Here is a 17,858-nt window from a genome sequence, read left to right as displayed (position 1 = left end):
AGACGACCACCCGGATCCCCCGTTCGGTGGGCCGTGAAATTAGCGCCGGCTAGGAGTTCATGGTAGCCAGGAATTCCTCGTTGCTGGTAGTATTCTTCATGTGGCGCATGAGGAACTGGAAGGCTTCCTCGGGCTTCATGTCGGCCAGGTGGTTGCGTAGGATGAACATCCGCTGGAGTACGTCGCGATCGAGCAGGAGGTCGTCGCGGCGGGTGCTGGAGCGGGTGAAGTCGATGCTGGGGTACATGCGCTTGTTGGCCAGCTGGCGGTCGAGCTGCAGTTCCATGTTGCCGGTACCCTTGAACTCCTCGAAGATGACCTGGTCCATTTTGGAGCCGGTGTCGATGAGGGCGGTAGCCAGGATGGTCAGCGATCCGCCGCCGTCGATGTTACGGGCGGCGCCGAAGAACTTCTTGGGCTTCTGCAGGGCGTTGGCTTCCACACCACCCGAGAGCACCTTGCCGCTGCTGGGCTGTACGGTGTTGTAGGCGCGGGCCAGGCGGGTGATGGAGTCGAGCAGGATGCAGACGTCGTGGCCGCTTTCTACCAGGCGCTTCGACTTCTCGAGGACGACGTTGGCCACGCGGACGTGGTTTTCGGCGGGCTCGTCGAAGGTGGAGCTGATAACCTCGGCCTTCACGCTGCGCTTCATGTCCGTTACTTCCTCCGGGCGCTCGTCGACGAGCAGCACGATGAGGTAGGTTTCGGGGTGGTTCTTGGCGATGGCGTTGGCCACGTCTTTGAGCAGGAAGGTCTTACCGGATTTGGGCTGGGCGACGATGAGGCCACGCTGTCCCTTGCCGATGGGCGCGAAGAGGTCGACCAGGCGCATGCCGTAGTCGCGACCGCCGACGGAGCCGGAGAGGGTGAACTTCTCGGTGGGGAACTGGGCCGTGAGGTAGTCGAAGGGTACGCGGTCGCGCACGTCCTTCGGGTCGAAGCCGTTGATCTTCTCCACGTCGAGCAGGGCGAAGTACTTCTCGCCTTCCTTGGGGGGCTTGACCGGTCCGCGCAGGGTGTCGCCGGTGCGGAGTCCGTAGGACTTGATCTGCTGCTGGCTGACGTAGACGTCATCCGGGCTGGTCATGTAGTTGTAGTCGGGCGAGCGCATGAAGCCGTAGCCGTCGGGCATCATTTCCAGGATGCCGGTGGCGCTGATGATGCCGTCGAGTTTGAATTCGGGCTGGTTGCGGCGGTTGTCGCCTCCGCGGCCCCGGTTCTCCTGGCCGGAGTCGCTGCGGTTGCCGCGGTTTTCGTTGCCGCCGCTGCGTTCGTTGCTGTCGTTGCGGTTACCGCCGCGGTTGCCGCGTTCGTTGCGTTCATTCCGTCCGCCACCGCGGTTGTCGTCGCGCTCTTCGGTACGGCCACGGCGTTCGTAGCGGTCGTAGCGTTGCTGCTGATCGCTGTTGCCCCCTTCGTCGTCGCTGTCGTTGCCCCGGCCGCGCCCGCGTCCGCCGCGGTTATCGTCGCCCTTGTCCTTGGCGTCGTCGCGGTTATCGGGTTTGTTGCCACCACGTCCCCGGTTGGAGTCGTCCTTTTGCTTGGATTCCTCGCGTACGCTGCGGCGTCCGCGCTGGCGGGTACGGCCGCCGGACTTTTCGTCGTCCTTGCTGTCGTCCTTGTCTTCCTTATCGGTGCCGTTGTTGTTGCCGGAGGAGCGTCCGCCGCGGCCCCGGGCGGGGCGCTTGGGCTCGTCGTTGCCGTCGGAGGAGCGGTTGCTGCGGCGTCCGCGGCTGCGGCCGGATTTTTCTTCCTGGTCGGAGTCGCTGTCGTCGTCGTTGCTGTTGTCGCGGGCGGCGGCGGCTGCGGCGGCGGCGCGGCGGTTGGGTACACGGTCGGTGTCGGAGGCGGCGGGCGGCTCGCTGGCGGCCCCGGTCCCCTTGACGGCCTGCTGCTCGAGCAGGCTCAGGATGAGGTCCTGCTTGTTGAGTCTCTTGTAGGATTTAAGGCCTAGTTTCTCGGCGTAGTCCCGGAGTTCGGGGACCAGCATGCCCTGTAATTGCGCTATGCTAAACATCTATAGGTATGGTACGTAAAGGGGAAATTGGTGGAAACCGATTGTTGCGGGCCGGCTTCCCGAACGGAAGCGTGAACAGAGGGCCAGAGTGTCGGAAAATGTGAAGGTTGACCGGCGGGGGAGGGCAGAAATGCCACTACCAAGGTCAGCGCGCGGAATCGCTTGCCGCGCAAACCTACGACCAAATTTCGAATTGCGTACGAAAGGCGGTAATAGATTCGCAACTTAATACAACCGGCGGTACATAAAGGTTTACTCCTTCCACCCCGGAACGCGGGCCGATGGATGTCGGGCCACGTTAATTACCTTTGACCCTCACAAAAGATACCTTCTATGCTACTCGTATCCACCCTGCGCGACGAGCGCCAGCGCGTCCTTGCGGGACTGAACAAACGCAACCTCGACGCCGCGGAGAGCGTCGACCGCGTGGTTGCCCTGGACGACCGCCGCAAGGAACTGCAGTCGCGGCTGGACAACCTCCTGGCCGAGCGCAACAGCCTGTCGAAATCGATCGGCGAGCTGTTCAAGAGCGGTCGCAAGGACGAGGCCAACGAGAAGCGGCAGCGGGTGAACGAGATCAAGGAGCAGACCGGCCCCCTGGAGGAGGAGCTCGAGCAGGCCGTCAGCCAACTGGAGGAGGAGCTGCTGCAGCTGCCGAACGTACCCCACGAGCGGGTGCCGGCCGGCCGCAGCGCGGAGGACAACGAGGTGTACCGCGCCCACGAAGGGGAGCTGCCCACCCTCGGCGAAGGGGCCCACCCCCACTGGGAGCTGGCCACCACCTACGGCATCTTCGACCTGGAGCTGGGCGTGCGGACGACGGGCAGTGGCTTCCCCGTCTTCACCGGTCAGGGTGCCCGCCTGCAGCGCGCGCTTGTCAACTACTTCCTCGACCGGAACAGCAGCGCCGGCTACACCGAATACGCCCCGCCCCTGCTGGTGAACGAAGACACCGCCCGCGCCACGGGGCAGCTGCCCGACAAGGAGGGGCAGATGTACTACGTCTCCGCCGACGACCTCTACCTGATCCCCACCGCCGAGGTACCCCTCACCAACCTTTACCGTGGGGAATTGCTCGACGCCGACCAACTGCCCATCCGCCTGACGGGCTACACCCCCTGCTTCCGCCGGGAAGCCGGCAGCTACGGCGCCCACGTGCGGGGCCTCAACCGCGTCCACCAGTTCGACAAGGTGGAGATCGTGCAGCTGGCCCGCCCCGAAGAGAGCTATACCAAGCTGGACGAGATGGTGGAGCACGTAGCCGGCCTGCTGAAGGAACTCCAACTGCCCTTCCGCATCCTGCGCCTCTGCGGCGGTGATATGGGCTTCACCTCGGCCATGACCTACGACTTCGAGGTGTGGAGCGCGGCCCAGGAACGCTGGCTCGAAGTGAGCTCGGTCTCCAACTTCGAAACCTACCAGAGCAACCGCCTCAAGCTGCGCTACCGCACCGAGCGCGGCACCGAGCTGCTGCACACCCTCAACGGCAGCGCCCTGGCCCTGCCGCGCATCATTGCGGCCCTGCTGGAGAACAACCAATCCGCCGACGGGATTCTATTACCCGAAGTGCTGCACGGCTACTTCGGCAAGGACCGGCTCACCCCGGTCGGTTAACCAAGCTAAACGACCATGCTCACCGGCGGATACGGCATCTACATCATCATCACCCTGGTCTTCGCCGCCATCGGCGGACTGGTCAGCAACCGGCTGAAAAGCAAGTTCAACCATTACAGCCAGGTACCCATGCCCAGTGGCCTGAGCGGCGCCCAGGTGGCCCGCCGGATGCTGGACCACTACGACATCCACGACGTCAAGATCGTGGCCGGCCAGGGCATGCTCACCGACCACTACAACCCGGCTACGAAGACCGTGAGCCTCAGCCCCGAGGTCTACGAGGGGCGCAGCGTGGCCGCCGCCGCGGTGGCGAGCCACGAATGCGGCCACGCCGTCCAGCACGCCCGGGGCTACGCCTGGCTGCAGTTTCGCAGCAAGATGGTGCCCGCGGTACAGATCGCCTCCCGCCTGCAGAGCATACTGCTGATGCTGGCCGTGGCCGGTATCGCCGGCGGGTTCGGGGAAACCCTCCTGCTGGTTACCATCGGGGTGTTCGGGGTGACGGCCCTGTTCAGCGTACTTACCTTGCCGGTTGAGTTTGACGCCAGCAACCGCGCCCTGGCGTGGCTGGAAAGCAGCGGTACGGCTACCGGCCGCCTCCAGGAAGGGGCCAAGGACGCCCTGTGGTGGGCCGCCATGACCTACGTGGTGGCGGCGCTTTCGGCCCTGGCCATCCTCTTCTGGCTCATTCTGCGGTACATGGGGCGCCGCGACTGATTTCGGTAAGCCCGATTCCTTACTTTTGCAAAAACTATACCTCAACAATGGAAGACCTGTTAAGCGACCAGCTGGAAGAAACGAAGATGCTCATGGAAGAAGGTGTTGACCACCTGGAGCGCGAACTCGTAAAAGTCCGCACCGGCAAAGCCAGCCCCGCCATGCTCCACGGCATCATGGTCTCCTACTACGGGGCACCCACCCCCATCAACCAGACGGCCAACATCAGCGCCGCCGACTCCCGCACCCTCACCATCCAGCCCTTCGACAAGTCGAACCTGCCCAACATCGAGAAGGCCATCTTCGAGGCCAACCTCGGCGTGACGCCCCAGAACGACGGTCAGCTGATCCGCATCAACATTCCGCCCCTGACCGAGGAGCGCCGCCGCCAGCTGGCCAAGGTGGTGAAGTCGGAAGGGGAAGAAGCCAAGATCTCCATCCGGAACGCCCGCCGCGACGCCATGGACAGCATCCGCAAGGAAGTCAAGAACGGCTACCCCGAGGACGCCGGCAAGCGCATGGAAGAGAAGGTGCAGGGCTGGACCGACAGCTTCATCAAAAAGATCGAGGAGATCGTCGAGAATAAGGAGCGTGAAGTAATGACCCTCTAGACGAGGCTCACCGCCTCCGGTAGCGGTAGGCCCCTTCTTCCGCCGTCAGGTGGGCGGCAGGGTAGTCCCGCCGCCAGTCACGGGCCCGGTAGGGCGCATTGGAACCATCCACGACGATTGGCGCGGTCGCCAGCGCCCGCGGCAGCGGGTGGGGGCGGTAGCCGTTGCGCACCAGCAGCAGGTCCGCCGCCGGCCACTGCGCCGTGTCGGGGTAGGCCGGCCACTCCCCGTCCAGCACGAGCACTCGCCAGTCCAGGAGCCGGAGCAGGGGATAGGCGATGGCCGCCCCCCGCCGGGAAGTGTCCGCGGCGAAGGGTAGGGGAGCGGTGAATTCCACCCCCAGCTTGCGCCGCAACGGAGCCACCTGGTAATCGAGCTGCCCCTCCTCCACCGTATCACCAATCGCCAGCCCCGAACGCCCGTCGAATACGTCGATGAGGGTAGTCCGCGGCAAGTGGTAGACGGTAAACTGGGGTGGGGCAGGCCACACCACCGGCCCGAGCAACCAGCACAACCCCAGTGTCCCGCCCAGGCCCAGGGCCACCCAACGCGCCCGGTGGCTGGGGCGGAAGGCCAGGTAAGCCCCGCAGGCGATGAGCAGCAGCAGCCCGACCGCCGAAACCAGGCTGAAGTCGGTAAGCCGCAGGGTCGCCCCCGGCAGCTGCTGGCAGAAGAAGATGAAGGCGTTCTGCAGCCCCACCACCAGCTGTAATAGGCTGCCGGTGAGCCACAGTCCCGCGCCGCCCACCCCCACCATCGCCAGCAGGCCGTGGAGCAGCCCTAGGCCCAGCACGGCGTAGGCGAAGACGATCACCAGGGTGCCACTGAGCAGGAAGTACACCGGAAATTGCCCGAAGTAATACAGGGCGAACGGCAGGGTGCCCAGCTGGGCGGCCGTGGAAACGCTGATGGCGTCCCAGCCCCGGGAAAGGACCCCCGGCAGGTACAGCAGGCGGGATAAGGGGCGGGCAAAGAGGGCGATCCCCGTCACGGCGGCAAACGAAAGCTGGAAGCCCACCTGGAAGAGCTGCTTGGGCTGGATGAGCAGCATGACCAGCGCGGCGATGGCCAGCAAGTTGAAGATGCTGTTGTTGCGGTTCAGGGTCTTGCCCACCACCACGATGCTCACCATCAGGGCCGCCCGCTGTACCGAGGCACTCAGGCCGGTCACCAGGGCGAAGTACCAGACCGCCGCCAGGGTCACTACCGTACGCAGGCCCGTCCACAGCGGCCGGCGGGGAAGCCACCCCAGTAGCTGCACCACGATCAGGGCCAGGATGCCGACGTGCAGTCCGGACACCGCCAGCACGTGGATGGCCCCGGTGTCCGCGTAGGCCGAGCGCACTTCGGCGCCCAGCAGGTCGCGTTTGCCCATGATGAGGGCAGCGGCCACGGCCAGGTCGTCGTTTTGCAGGTAGGGCGTGAGGGTGGAGAACCACGCGTTGCGGGAGCGGTCGGCCAGCGTGGCCAGCGAGCGGCGGGGCGCATCCCCCACGGTGAGCCACTCCCCGGCATCGGCGTAGGCGCGGTGGTAGATCGAACGGCCGGCCAGATAGGCCCCATAATCGAATACCTCGGGGTTCAGGGGCGGCGGGATGCGCTCGGGGGAGACGGAGAGGAGGAGCTGGTCACCGACCTCCAGGCTATCGCCGCCGGTCACGTAGGCCAGGAGTTTGCCGCTGGCCGGTCGGGCACCCTGTTCGTCCACCAGGGCACTGACCTCCACTTCCACGGCCGTGCGGCGGGCGCCGGGGCGCACGCTGGTGACTTCACCGGTTACCAGGTCGGCGGCGGCGAGCTGGTGGCTGAAGTGATCAGGCTGGTTAAGGGGGTGTCGTTCCGCGGCATACCAGCCGCCAAAACCGAACAGCGCCAGCAGGAGAAAGAGAGAGGACAGGGTGCCCCGCCGGGGGGTGGGGCGGGGCCGCAGGTGCAACGCCAGGGCGAACAGCCAGGCCCCGACGCTGAGGGCTCCGAAGGCGGTGGCGAACCCATAATCCAGGCCCGCCGCCACCCCGATGCCGCCACCGACAGCCGCGGCGGGGAGCAGCAGGGGAGCCGCGGCCCAGGGGATGACGGGCCGGTCAGATGCGAAACGGGGGGTCACCACTTGAAAGATAGTATTTTTGGCTTTTTGTAACCCCATCCCGGCATGAAACACACCTTACTGCTCCTCGCGGTCCTCCTTGGCACCTGCGTCCGCGCCCAGGAGACGTTGACCCTCAGCGATGCCATCCAACGGGGGCTGGAGAACAACTACCAGATCCGCATCGCCGCCAACGAACTGGAGGTGGCCCGCAACAACAACGACTACGCCCTGACGCAGAAGTACCCCACGATCTCCCTGGGCATCAACCCCGGCGTCGGCTACCGCAACCAGAGCAACCCGGCCAGCATCGTGGTACAGAGCAACACCACCAGCTATACGGTGGGCCCCTCGGCCAACGTAAACTGGGTGATCTTCAACGGCGGCCGCATCGCCATCAACAAGGAGCGGCTGGAGACCCTGGCCGACCTGAGCGCCGGCCAGCTGCAGCTGCAGATCGAGAATACGGTGCAGGACATCATCAACGCCTACTACAACGCCGTGGTGCAGCGCGAGCAGATCGAGGTGCGCGAACGGGTGCTGACGCTGAGCCGCGACCGCATCAACTACCAGCAGGTGCGCCAGGAATTCGGGCAGGGGGGCACCTTTGACGAACTGCAGGCGCGTGACGCCTACCTCTCCGACTCCTCCGCCCTGACCGTCCAGCGGGTGAGCTACCGCAACGCCGTGCGCAACCTGCTGCAGGTGATGGGCAGCGACGACCTGACGCGGGAGGTGGAGCTGACCGACGACCTGGTCTACGACCCCGCCGACTACGACGCCGCCGCCCTGGAAAACCAGCTGCTGACGGCCAACCGCAGCCTGCAGAACCTCCTCATCAACCGCGACCTGGCCGCCCTGCAGACCCAGCTGGTGGAAAGCGAGTACAAGCCCACGGTGGGCTTCGGCGCCGGCTTCGGCTACGACGTGGCGGTGCAGACGGGCACCCAGACCTTCGAATTCGGCGGCGACCAGCCGGGGCGGGAGCAGGAGCTGCCCGGCGTGGCGGCCCGCACCCTGACCGGCAACGTGGGCTTCACGGCCAGCTACCTGCTCTACGACGGCGGCAACCGCCGGGTGCGGGAGCAGTCGGCCCGCCTGCAGGAGATCACCGCCCAGCTCGACTACCAGTCGGCCCAGCAGCAGCTGCGCACCGCCCTGCTGAATACCTTGGCCCTGTACGAGAACCAGGCCCGCATCGTCGGCATCACCGAGGACCTCATCGCCAACGCCGAGCGCAACCTCGAGATCGCCGAGGAGCGCTTCCGGGGGGGCACCATCAACAGCTTCGACTACCGCCAGATCCAGCTCAACTACGCCAACGCGGAATTCCAGCTGCTGAACGCCCTGCTGAACCTGAAGAATACCGAAACCGAGCTGCTGCGGGTCACCGGCCAGATCCTCCGCTAGCACGGCAAGCACGGGCCGAAACGCTACCTTGCGGGCATGATCGCATACGTTAAAGGCACCGTGGCCCACAAGAACCCCTCCTTCGTGGTGGTGGAAGCCGGGGGCATCGGTTATCACATCAACATCAGCCTCTACACCTACACCCGGATCGAGGGGGCGGAGACGGTCACCCTGCTGACGCACTTCCACGTCAAGGAGGACCAGCAGACGCTCTTCGGCTTTTACGAGGAGCAGGAGCGCAACCTCTTCCGCCTGCTGATCTCGGTGAGCGGGGTGGGCCCGGCCACGGCCCTGGTGGTACTGTCGAGCATGAACGCCGAGGAACTCCGCGCCGCGGTGATCGGCGAGGACGTGAGCAGCATCCGCAAGGTGAAGGGCATCGGGCCGAAGACGGCCCAGCGGATCATCCTGGACCTCAAGGACAAGATGATCAAGGAATCTGGAGAATCCCCGACAATGCTGTCGCCGCAAAGCAATACGCTCCGGAGCGAGGCGTTATCTGCCTTGGTTAACCTGGGCTTCGGCCGGCCCGCGGTGCAGCGCGCGCTGAACCGGGTACTGGCGGCCCACCCCCAAACGGCTACTCCGGAAGACCTGATCAAGCTCGCGCTGCGGGAACTCTCTTCCTAGCACCGTCGACTGTCTAACTACCTCCCGTAACTACCAGCGGGGAAACGCTTTAAGCCCGCCGCCCTTGCTTCATACCCGGGGGTCAGGAAGGATTGCATCGTATGAACAAGACACTACTCTCTCTTTGTGTTGCCCTGGTCTCCCTCAGTTTCACCATCGTGCCCTACCGCACGGAGGCTGACGCCGTGGCCAGCCGCGAAGCTGCCCTTTCCTTCCTTTCACCGGTCCTGACGGACACCCTGCCCCCCCTGCGCGACCGCCGCCGCGACTTCATCACCGACCCGAACCGCAACCCCGTCGACCTGCGCGACCCCGCCGGCGTGGAGAAGACCGTGGAGTACGACCCGGCCACCGGCCGCTACATCGTACGCGAGCGGCTGGGCGAGATCGACTTCCGCCCGCCCACCTACCTAACCTTCGAGGAATACTTCGAATACCGCCAGCGGGAAGACCAGCGCCGCTACTTCAACAACCTGGCCGGGGTGGGCAACCCCGAGGACTTCGTCAGCGTGGGCGACCCCCTGGCCGACATCGAGCTGGACCCCGACCTGATCAACAACCTCTTTGGGGGCACCGAGATCAGTATCCAGCCCCAGGGCAGCGTGGACCTCAGCTTCGGCCTCAACTACCAGTACCAGGACAACCCCTTCATCGTGGAGCGCTTCCGGCGCAATACCATATTCGATTTCGATATGGACATCCAGATGAACGTGACCGGCCAGATCGGCGACAAGCTCAAGCTGAACACCAACTACAACACCGGGGCCAACTTCAACTTCGACAACCAGATCAAGCTCGACTACAACAGCGAGGCCTTCGGCGAGGACGACATCATCCGCAAGATCGAGGCCGGTGACGTGAGCCTGCCCCTGCGGGGTACCCTGATCGAGGGCGCCCAGTCGCTGTTCGGCCTCAAGACCGAGCTGCAGTTCGGCCACCTGCGGCTGACGGCCATCGCCAGCCAGCAGCGGTCGCAGCGCGAAAAACTTACCATCGAGGGCGGCAGCCAACTGCAGGAATTCGAGGTCTACGCCGACGAATACGACGAAAACCGCCACTTCTTCCTCAGCCACTACAACCGTGAGGTGTACGAGGACGCCCTGAGCAACCTGCCCCAGATCCAGACCCTCTTCCACCTCGAAAACATCGAGGTGTGGATCACCAACGACCGCAACGAGGTGCTGGACGTCCGCGACATCGTGGCCTTCGCCGACCTCGGCGAGCCCACCCGCCTGACCAACCCCCGGGCCGTGGGCCAGTTCCCCACCCCCCGCTACCAGGAAATCTGCGACGGGCGGCCGCTGCCCGAGAACGGCGCCAACGACCTCTACGGCCGCCTGGTGGCCCAGGAGGAAAACCTGCGCGACATCGACCGCACGGTATCAGTGCTGCAGTCGGCCCAGTTCGGGCTGGAGCAGATCCGCGACTTCGAGAAGGTGTCGGCCCGCAAACTCGACCCCCGGGAGTACACCGTCAACCCCGAGCTCGGCTTCATCTCGCTGAACATCAACGTCCAGCCCGACCAGGTGGTGGCCGTCTCCTACCGCTACAAGTACAACGGCGAGATCTTCAAGGTGGGCGAGCTGTCGGTGAACACCGACAACAGCAGCTCCGACACGAGCAACTTCTCCAACCAGGTGCTCATCACCAAACTCCTCAAGAGCTCCACCCAGCGGGTGAGCGAGCCGGCCTGGGACCTGATGATGAAGAACGTCTACTCCCTGGGCGCCTACCAGGTGAACCAGGAAGACTTCCGCCTCGACGTCCAGTACGAAAACCCCGGACAGGGCTTCCAGCGCTTCCTGCCCGTCCCCGTTGACCTGCCCGGCGGCACCTTCAACCCCATCCCCGGCGTACCCCTGATCCGGGCCTTTAACCTCGACCGGCTGAACACCCAGGGCGACCCCCAGCCCGACGGCGTCTTCGACTTCGTGCCCGGCATCACCATCAACCCCTCCACGGGGCGCATCTACTTCCCGGTGCTCGAGCCCTTCGGCAGCGACCTGGCCGAACGGCTTTCGCCCGAGGTGGCCCCCCGCTTTACCTACCAGGAGCTGTACGACTCCACCCTCTTCCAGGCGCGGGAATTCCCCGAGAAGAACCGCTTCGCCATCCGCGGCTCGTACAAGTCTACCGTCCAGAGCGAGATCAGCCTCGGCGCCTTCAACATCCCGGCCGGCTCGGTGCGGGTGACCGCCGGCGGTGCCCTGCTGGTGGAGGGCCGCGACTACACCGTGGACTACAGCACCGGCCGGGTGCGCATCCTGAACGACGCCATCCTGAGCTCGGGCGTGCCCATCAACGTCAGCTTCGAGGACAATACGATCTTCAGCCTGCAGACCAAGACCATGCTCGGCCTGCGGGCCGACTACGAGGTGAACGACAACCTCGCCATCGGGGGCACCTTCATGCAGCTCTTCGAGCGGCCCTTCACCCAGAAGGTCAACCTCGGGGAAGACCCCATCAACAACCGCATCTACGGCTTTGACGCCACCTACAACAAGCCCTCCGGCTGGCTGACGCGCACCCTCGACAAGCTGCCGTTCTACAGCACCAACACCCCCTCCAACGTCAGCCTGACGGCGGAAACGGCCATCCTCGACCCCGGCCACAGCAAGGCCATCAACCTGAGTCGCGACGAGAAGGGCGGCATTGTTTACCTCGACGACTTCGAGGGCACGGCCAGTCCCATCGACCTCATGACCCCGGTGCAGCGGTGGTACCTCGCCTCCGTGCCCCAGAACGACGCCGGCAACAACAACCCCCTCTTCCCGGAGGCCCAGCTGACGGGGCTGGTGACCGGCGCCAACCGCGCCAACCTGAGCTGGTACCGCATTGACCAGAGTGCCCGCAACGGATTGGACAACAACAACGTATACACCAGCGTGGTGCCCCAGCAGGAGGTATTCCCCTTCTTCGACGCCGGCGCCGGACGCCGGGGGCTGTTCCAGTTCTTCACCTTCGATATGTCGTTCTTCCCGAACGAACGCGGGCCCTACAACTTTGATACCCCCAACGGCTACCCCGGACTCACCGCCGGTGCCTTGCCCGACCAGGGCGACCCCCTGGCCCCCGTGAAACTGCTCGACCCGGCCAGCCGCTGGGGCGGTATCATGCGGGAAATGACGACGCCCGACTTCCAGTCGTCCAACATCGAGTTCATCGAATTCTGGATGCTCTCGCCCTTCCTCGACCCCCAAAACGGCCGCCAGGCCGCCGCGGACGCCGACAAGAAGCAGGGAACCCTCTACATCAACCTCGGTAACGTAAGCGAGGACATCCTCAAGGACAGCCGCAAGTTCTTCGAGAACGGCCTGCCCACCCCCCTCAACCCCCGGCGGCCGGTGGACCGGACGGTCTGGTCGCGGGTGCCCGTAGCCCAGCAGATCACCCAGGGCTTCGACAACGACCCGGAAAGCCGCGCGGCCCAGGACGTCGGCCTCGACGGCTTCGACGACGACGGTGAGCGGGAGCACTTCGCCGATTACCTGGCCGCCTTCGCCGGTAACCCCCAGGTGCAGCAGCGGCTGGCCGAGGACGTGTCCAACGACAACTTCTACTACTTCAACGATGAGGCCCGCTTCGGCCAGGACGTAAGCCTGCTGACCCGCTACAAGAACTTCAACAATACCCAGGGCAACTCGGCCGCCAACAACAACACCAACAACAACCTGCGGCAGTCGGCCACCAACCTGCCCGACGACGAGGACCTGAACCAGGACAACACCCTCAACGAATCCGAAAGCTACTTCCAGTACGAGATCCCCTTCGTGCAGTCGCGGGTCAACCCCCGGGAACTGGACGTGGAGGCCACCCCCTTCGTCACCGACCGCATCGAGGACGTCGGCGGCACCGGCCGCATCTGGTACCGCTTCCGCATCCCCCTGAATACCGACCAGAAGACTTCGGTGGGGGGCATCCAGGACTTCCGCTCCATCCGCTTCATGCGGATGTTCATGAAAGGGTTTGAGGCGCCGGTTACCCTGCGCTTCGCCGAATTTGAGCTGGTGCGCAACAGCTGGCGCCGCTACAACCGTCCCTTCCAGACCGGGCCGATCATCGGCGGTGAGGAGGACACCGAGTTCTTCATCGACGCCGTCAACATCGAGGAGAACAGCCGCCGCCAGCCCTTCAACTACGTGCTGCCCAACGGCATCCGCCGCGAGCAGAGCCTGGGGCTGGTCACTACCCTCCAGAACGAGCAGTCCCTGGCCCTGAAGGTGCAGAACCTGCAGCCTAGCGACAGCCGCGCCGTCTTCAAGTACACCGAGACTGACCTGCGGCTGTACGAAAAACTGAAAATGTTCGTCCACGCCGAAGCCACCGGCGAAAGCCGCATCGACCGGCCCGAGGACGGGGAGCTGCGCCTCTTCCTGCGGCTGGGCTCCGACTTCGAACAGAACTACTACGAATACGAGGTGCCCCTGGCCATGTCGGACACCCTGGGCCTGGACGGGCTGAACCCCAACGGAACGGCCTACGCCGACTCCGTCTGGCTGCCCCAGAACGAGGTCAACCTCCCCCTGGAGCTCCTGCGGGAACTCAAGCTGGAGCGGAACAACAGCAACGTGGCCACCGACGCCACCTACGAGCAGCGCTACTCCCCCGGCGACGGCATCAACCATACCCTGCGCATTAAGGGTAACCCGAACCTCGGCTTCGTGAAGGTCTTCATGATCGGCATCCGCAACGAGAAGGACCTCGACAACGACGGCATCAGCGCCGAGGTATGGGTGAACGAACTCCGCCTGGAGGGCCTCGACGAGCGGGGGGGCGTGGCCGCCATCGCCCGTGCCGACGTGCAGCTGGCCGACCTGGGCAACCTCACCGCGGCGGTGAACTACAGCAGCGTGGGCTTCGGTGCCCTGGACAACAGCGTCGTGGAGCGGAACCGCTTCCAGACGGCCGGCTACGACCTGGCCACCACCCTGAGCTTCAACCGCTTTCTGCCCACCCGCTGGGGCGTCAACCTGCCGGTCTACCTCCAGCACAGCAAACAGGTGAGCACCCCCGAGTACGACCCCTACGACTACGACATCCCCCTGAAGGACAAGCTGAAGGCCGCCGAAAGCCCGGTCGTGCGCGACAGCATCCGGGAGCAGGCCCAGGAGATCGACAAGATCACCGCCGTGAACCTGAACAACATCAGCATCGCGCCGGCCACCCGCCGGGAGAAGCCGAGTCCCCTGGATCCGGCCAACTTCTCGGTCAGCTACGGCTATACCAAGAACGAGCACAGCGACCCCTACATCCAGTCGGAGGTCGTAAACGACCACACCGGTGCCCTGGACTACACCTACAGCCGCCCCCAGCCCAAGAGCTTCGAGCCCTTCAAGGGGATCGAGAGCAAGTACCTGCGGCTGCTCAGCGAGTTCAACCTGAACCCGCTGCCGAATACGATCAGCATCACCAACGTGCTCAACCGCAGCTTCGCCACGACGAGCTACCGCTTCGCCGGGGTGGACGAGAAGTTCAATACCTTCTTCAACAAACGCTTCCTCTGGAACCGGAGCTACGACGTGCAGTGGAACCTGACGCGCAGCCTGCGCCTCGGCTTCAACGCCAACATGAACGCCACCATCGACGAGCCCGACGAGAACGACATCGTCATCCTGCCCAAGGAGGAGGCCCAGCAGATCCGCCGCGACAGCATCTGGCGCAGCCTGCTTGACGGCGGCCGCCCCAAGCAGTACAACCACACCATCAACGCCAGCTACCAGCTGCCGCTGCGCTACCTGCCCTTCCTCGACTTCGTCGACGTGCGGGCCCAATACCTCGGCAACTACACCTGGGCGGCGGCACCCCTGCTCATCCAGGAGAAAGGACTGGGCAACATCATCCAGAACAGCCAGCAGCGGCAGGTGACCGCCGACCTGAACTTCGAGCGCTTCTACGACCAGATTCCGCTGCTGCGGGCCGCCAACCAGGTAGGGCGCCAGCGCCGGCCGGTGCGGCAGACCGGTCGCCCCGCCGCCAACGAAAGCGCCGGCAGCGGCAACGGCAGTGCCTTCATCCGGCCCCTGCTGGCCCTGCGGCGGGCCCGCTTCACCTACAGTGAGGACTTCACCACGGTGATCCCCGGCTTCCTGCCGGAGCCCAATTTCTTCGGACTTAGCGACGGCTTCACCGCCCCCGGATGGGGATTCGTGGCCGGCCTCCAGCCCGAAATCCGGACACTCAGCGAGGAACAGTACGCGACCGACGCCGACTTTCTCAATGAGCTGGGAACGAACGGCTACATCAGCACCAACCCCTTCCTGAGCCAGGACGTCATCCAGAACTACACCAAGCAGTGGGACGCCAACGCCATCGTGGAGCCCTTCGCCGATTTCCGCCTGGAACTGACCATGGACCGCAGCTTCACCGAGAACTACACCGAAACCTTCAAGGTGCTGGAAAAAGGCCCTAATGAGCCGTTCACCCACAGCGTTCCCGTGCGCGACGGATCCCTCACCTTCAGCAACGGCGGTGCCCTGAGCCTCTTTAACCAGGACACCACCAACCTGAACAACCTCTTCGCGGCCTTCGAGGCCAACCGCCGCATCATCAGCCGCCGCCGCGGGGGCAGCACCCCCCACGCCGATCCCGACCTGGCCGCCCAGGGCTACGCCTTCGGCTACGGCCCCAACCAGCAGGAAGTACTGCTGCCGGCCTTCCTGGCGGCCTACCGCGGCGAAGACGCGAACTCGGTGAGTCTGGATCCCTTCGATATCACCGGGGCCCCGAACTGGCGACTGACCTGGAGCGGCCTGGACCGTATGGGCGACCTGAGCAACATCTTCCGCCGGGTCAACATCACCCACGGCTTCCAGTCGACCTTCACCATCTCCAGCTACGGCACCAGCCTCGACTACCTCGACGCGGTGGAGCGTCAGGTGAACCCCCAGCTTTCCGGCTACGACACCGTCAGCCTGAATTTCTTCCCCCGCATCGAGATCCCCAACCTCTCGGAGGCGAAGTCCTTTGCCCCCCTGCTCAGCATCGACGCCGAGCTGGTGAACGGACTGTCGGTCAACTTCGCCTACACCAGCAACGAGACCCGCAGCATCAACGTCGTGAGCAAGCTGCTCTCCGAAAGCGTGGGCAAGCAGGTGATCGGCGGCTTCGGGATCGTGCTGCAGGACGTGCAGATCGGCTTCCTCCAGGGGCGCCAGCGCACCCGCGAACCCGCCCCCACAACCAACGGCGGCCGGCCCGGCGGCGGGAACAGCCGCAGCGGCGGGCGCCTCAACGTCAGCGACATGGACATCCAGTTCAACTTCAGCCTGCGGGATGAAAAATCCTACGCCAGCCGACTGCTGCCGCCCACCCGCGAAATTATCGAAGGCGCCCGCATCTTCACCCTGGCCCCCTCCGTGGAGTACCAGCTGAACCAGCGACTGAGCCTGCGCGCCTTCTTCGACTACCGTAAAACCACCCCCTTCAACCCCCTGGGTTTCCCCCAGACGGCGGCCAGCGGCGGCGTTGTCGTACGCTTCCAATTGAACTAGAAGGCCCTTTCAGTAGTACCGTTATACGGCATCCCTTCCGGATCGGCCACCGCCCTACTGAACCACAGCGATTACAACTGATACATGACCACTCCCCAATTCTACCCCCTCCGCGTTAACCGCCTCCAGCCGGAAACCGACCAGGCGGTAAGTGTCTACTTTGAACTCCCCGAGCACGACCGGACGGCCTTCAACTACCGCGCCGGCCAGTACCTCACCCTGCGCTTCGTCATCGACGGCAAGGAAGAGCGTCGCGCCTACAGCATGTGTTCGGCCCCCCACGAAGACGAGCTGGCCGTGACCGTCAAGCAGGTGCGCAACGGCATCGTGAGCAACCACATCGCCAATTCCCTCAAGCCCGGCGATACCGTGGACGTGATGCCTCCCATGGGCCGTTTCCTGGCGGACGTGGATCCCTCGGCCCGCCGCCGCTACTACCTCTTCGGGGCCGGCAGCGGCATCACCCCCCTGATGTCCATCCTGCGGTCGGTACTGGAGAAGGAGCCCAAATCCGAGGTCATCCTCTTCTACGGCAACCGCGATGAGGACAACATCATCTTTAAGGAGCAACTCGACGAGCTGCAGCGCCGCTACAACGGACAGCTGACCGTCGAGCACACCCTTTCCCAACCCAAGAAGTACCCCACCAAGGGCCTCAAGGGCCTCTTCAAGCGCAGCCACACCCGCTGGGAAGGGGCTACCGGCCGCATCGACCGCCGCGCCATCGTCGATTTCCTCCAACGCCACCCCACCGACGGGCTGACCTGCCGCTACTACGTTTGCGGCCCCGGACAGATGATCGACAACGTGGAAGCCGCCCTCCTCGGCCACGGTATCGACGAGAAGCTGATCCACGTCGAGCGCTTCGTTTCGGCCAACAGCAACAACGGCAAGACCACCGCCAAGAGCTTGGGCGGCACGGTGAACGTGAAGCTCGACAAGGAGCTGCTCACCATCGACCTGGAGCCCGGTCAGACCATCCTCGACGGTCTCCTCCAGGCCGGCAAAACCCCACCCTACAGCTGTCTGGCGGGTGCCTGCTCCACCTGTATGGCCCGCGTCGACAAGGGCGGCGTGAAGATGGAAGTCTGCTACGCCCTGGACGATTCCGAGGTGGAGGAAGGCTACATCCTCACCTGCCAGTCGCACCCCACCACCCCGGAGGTAGACATCGATTTCAACGTGTAAACCACGGGCGCCGGCGCGCGGGTGCCGGGTTTTCGTGGTGAAATCCGGGAAATCCAGCCAACAATTTCTCCTTCCGCCGTCATGCTGCCGGCCGG

The 17,858-nt window shown here is 64.7% G+C and carries 9 protein-coding genes; 7 read left to right on the top strand and 2 right to left on the bottom strand.

Annotation, left to right across the window (positions count from 1 at the left end):
- Nucleotides 1-49: 49 nt before the first annotated feature.
- Nucleotides 50-1,990 (bottom strand): transcription termination factor Rho, encoded by a 1,941-nt coding sequence (gene rho, locus CGL56_RS11595; RefSeq protein ID WP_245184264.1) that lies wholly within the window; start codon nucleotides 1,988-1,990, stop codon nucleotides 50-52.
- A gap of 360 nt (nucleotides 1,991-2,350) precedes the next feature.
- Here rho and serS point away from each other — a divergent pair, with 360 nt between their 5' ends.
- From serS to frr, 3 genes are read left to right on the top strand one after another with little or no spacing between them, the layout of a single operon-like run.
- On the top strand, nucleotides 2,351-3,631 hold the full coding sequence (gene serS, locus CGL56_RS11590; RefSeq protein WP_099106723.1) for a serine--tRNA ligase: 1,281 nt from the start codon (nucleotides 2,351-2,353) through the stop codon (nucleotides 3,629-3,631).
- 15 nt (nucleotides 3,632-3,646) lie between these two features.
- A complete protein-coding gene (locus tag CGL56_RS11585; RefSeq protein WP_099106722.1) occupies nucleotides 3,647-4,348 on the top strand; it encodes a zinc metallopeptidase in 702 nt (233 codons plus the stop codon).
- A gap of 47 nt (nucleotides 4,349-4,395) precedes the next feature.
- On the top strand, nucleotides 4,396-4,959 hold the full coding sequence (gene frr, locus CGL56_RS11580) for a ribosome recycling factor (RefSeq protein ID WP_099106721.1): 564 nt from the start codon (nucleotides 4,396-4,398) through the stop codon (nucleotides 4,957-4,959).
- Between the two features lie 7 nt (nucleotides 4,960-4,966).
- On the opposite strand, the gene CGL56_RS11575 is transcribed toward frr, so the two are convergent.
- The gene (locus CGL56_RS11575) at nucleotides 4,967-7,066 is read right to left on the bottom strand and encodes a ComEC/Rec2 family competence protein (protein WP_167641675.1); all 2,100 of its coding nucleotides are present in this window, start codon (nucleotides 7,064-7,066) and stop codon (nucleotides 4,967-4,969) included.
- A 45-nt stretch (nucleotides 7,067-7,111) separates the two neighbouring features.
- On the opposite strand from CGL56_RS11575, the gene CGL56_RS11570 reads away from it, so the two are divergent.
- The 4 genes from CGL56_RS11570 to CGL56_RS11555 all read left to right on the top strand — a co-directional run bounded on the left by CGL56_RS11570 (nucleotide 7,112) and on the right by CGL56_RS11555 (nucleotide 17,763).
- Nucleotides 7,112-8,455, top strand: a complete 1,344-nt coding sequence (locus CGL56_RS11570) for a TolC family protein (RefSeq protein ID WP_099106719.1) — start codon at nucleotides 7,112-7,114, stop codon at nucleotides 8,453-8,455.
- Nucleotides 8,456-8,491: 36 nt separating this feature from the next.
- Nucleotides 8,492-9,085, top strand: a complete 594-nt coding sequence (gene ruvA, locus CGL56_RS11565; protein ID WP_099106718.1) for a Holliday junction branch migration protein RuvA — start codon at nucleotides 8,492-8,494, stop codon at nucleotides 9,083-9,085.
- Nucleotides 9,086-9,186: 101 nt separating this feature from the next.
- Nucleotides 9,187-16,575, top strand: a complete 7,389-nt coding sequence (gene sov / locus CGL56_RS11560; RefSeq protein ID WP_099106717.1) for a T9SS outer membrane translocon Sov/SprA — start codon at nucleotides 9,187-9,189, stop codon at nucleotides 16,573-16,575.
- Between the two features lie 84 nt (nucleotides 16,576-16,659).
- Nucleotides 16,660-17,763 (top strand): ferredoxin--NADP reductase, encoded by a 1,104-nt coding sequence (locus tag CGL56_RS11555; RefSeq protein ID WP_099106716.1) that lies wholly within the window; start codon nucleotides 16,660-16,662, stop codon nucleotides 17,761-17,763.
- Nucleotides 17,764-17,858: the final 95 nt, after the last annotated feature.

The sequence above is a fragment of the Neolewinella marina genome, assembly GCF_002631205.1.
Lineage (GTDB): Bacteria > Bacteroidota > Bacteroidia > Chitinophagales > Saprospiraceae > Neolewinella > Neolewinella marina.
The sequence above is the reverse complement of the archived record's forward strand: the minus strand, read 5'-3'. Positions and strand labels throughout refer to the sequence as shown.

What these genes read in the sequence shown, in the direction of transcription:
- serS (WP_099106723.1), top strand. Translation starts at nt 2,351, where the DNA reads ATGCTACTCGTATCCACCCTGCGCGACGAGCGCCAGCGCGTCCTTGCG.
- CGL56_RS11570 (WP_099106719.1), top strand. Translation starts at nt 7,112, where the DNA reads ATGAAACACACCTTACTGCTCCTCGCGGTCCTCCTTGGCACCTGCGTC.
- CGL56_RS11555 (WP_099106716.1), top strand. Translation starts at nt 16,660, where the DNA reads ATGACCACTCCCCAATTCTACCCCCTCCGCGTTAACCGCCTCCAGCCG.
- ruvA (WP_099106718.1), top strand. Translation starts at nt 8,492, where the DNA reads ATGATCGCATACGTTAAAGGCACCGTGGCCCACAAGAACCCCTCCTTC.
- CGL56_RS11585 (WP_099106722.1), top strand. Translation starts at nt 3,647, where the DNA reads ATGCTCACCGGCGGATACGGCATCTACATCATCATCACCCTGGTCTTC.
- frr (WP_099106721.1), top strand. Translation starts at nt 4,396, where the DNA reads ATGGAAGACCTGTTAAGCGACCAGCTGGAAGAAACGAAGATGCTCATG.
- sov (WP_099106717.1), top strand. Translation starts at nt 9,187, where the DNA reads ATGAACAAGACACTACTCTCTCTTTGTGTTGCCCTGGTCTCCCTCAGT.
- rho (WP_245184264.1), bottom strand. Translation starts at nt 1,990, where the DNA reads ATGCTGGTCCCCGAACTCCGGGACTACGCCGAGAAACTAGGCCTTAAA.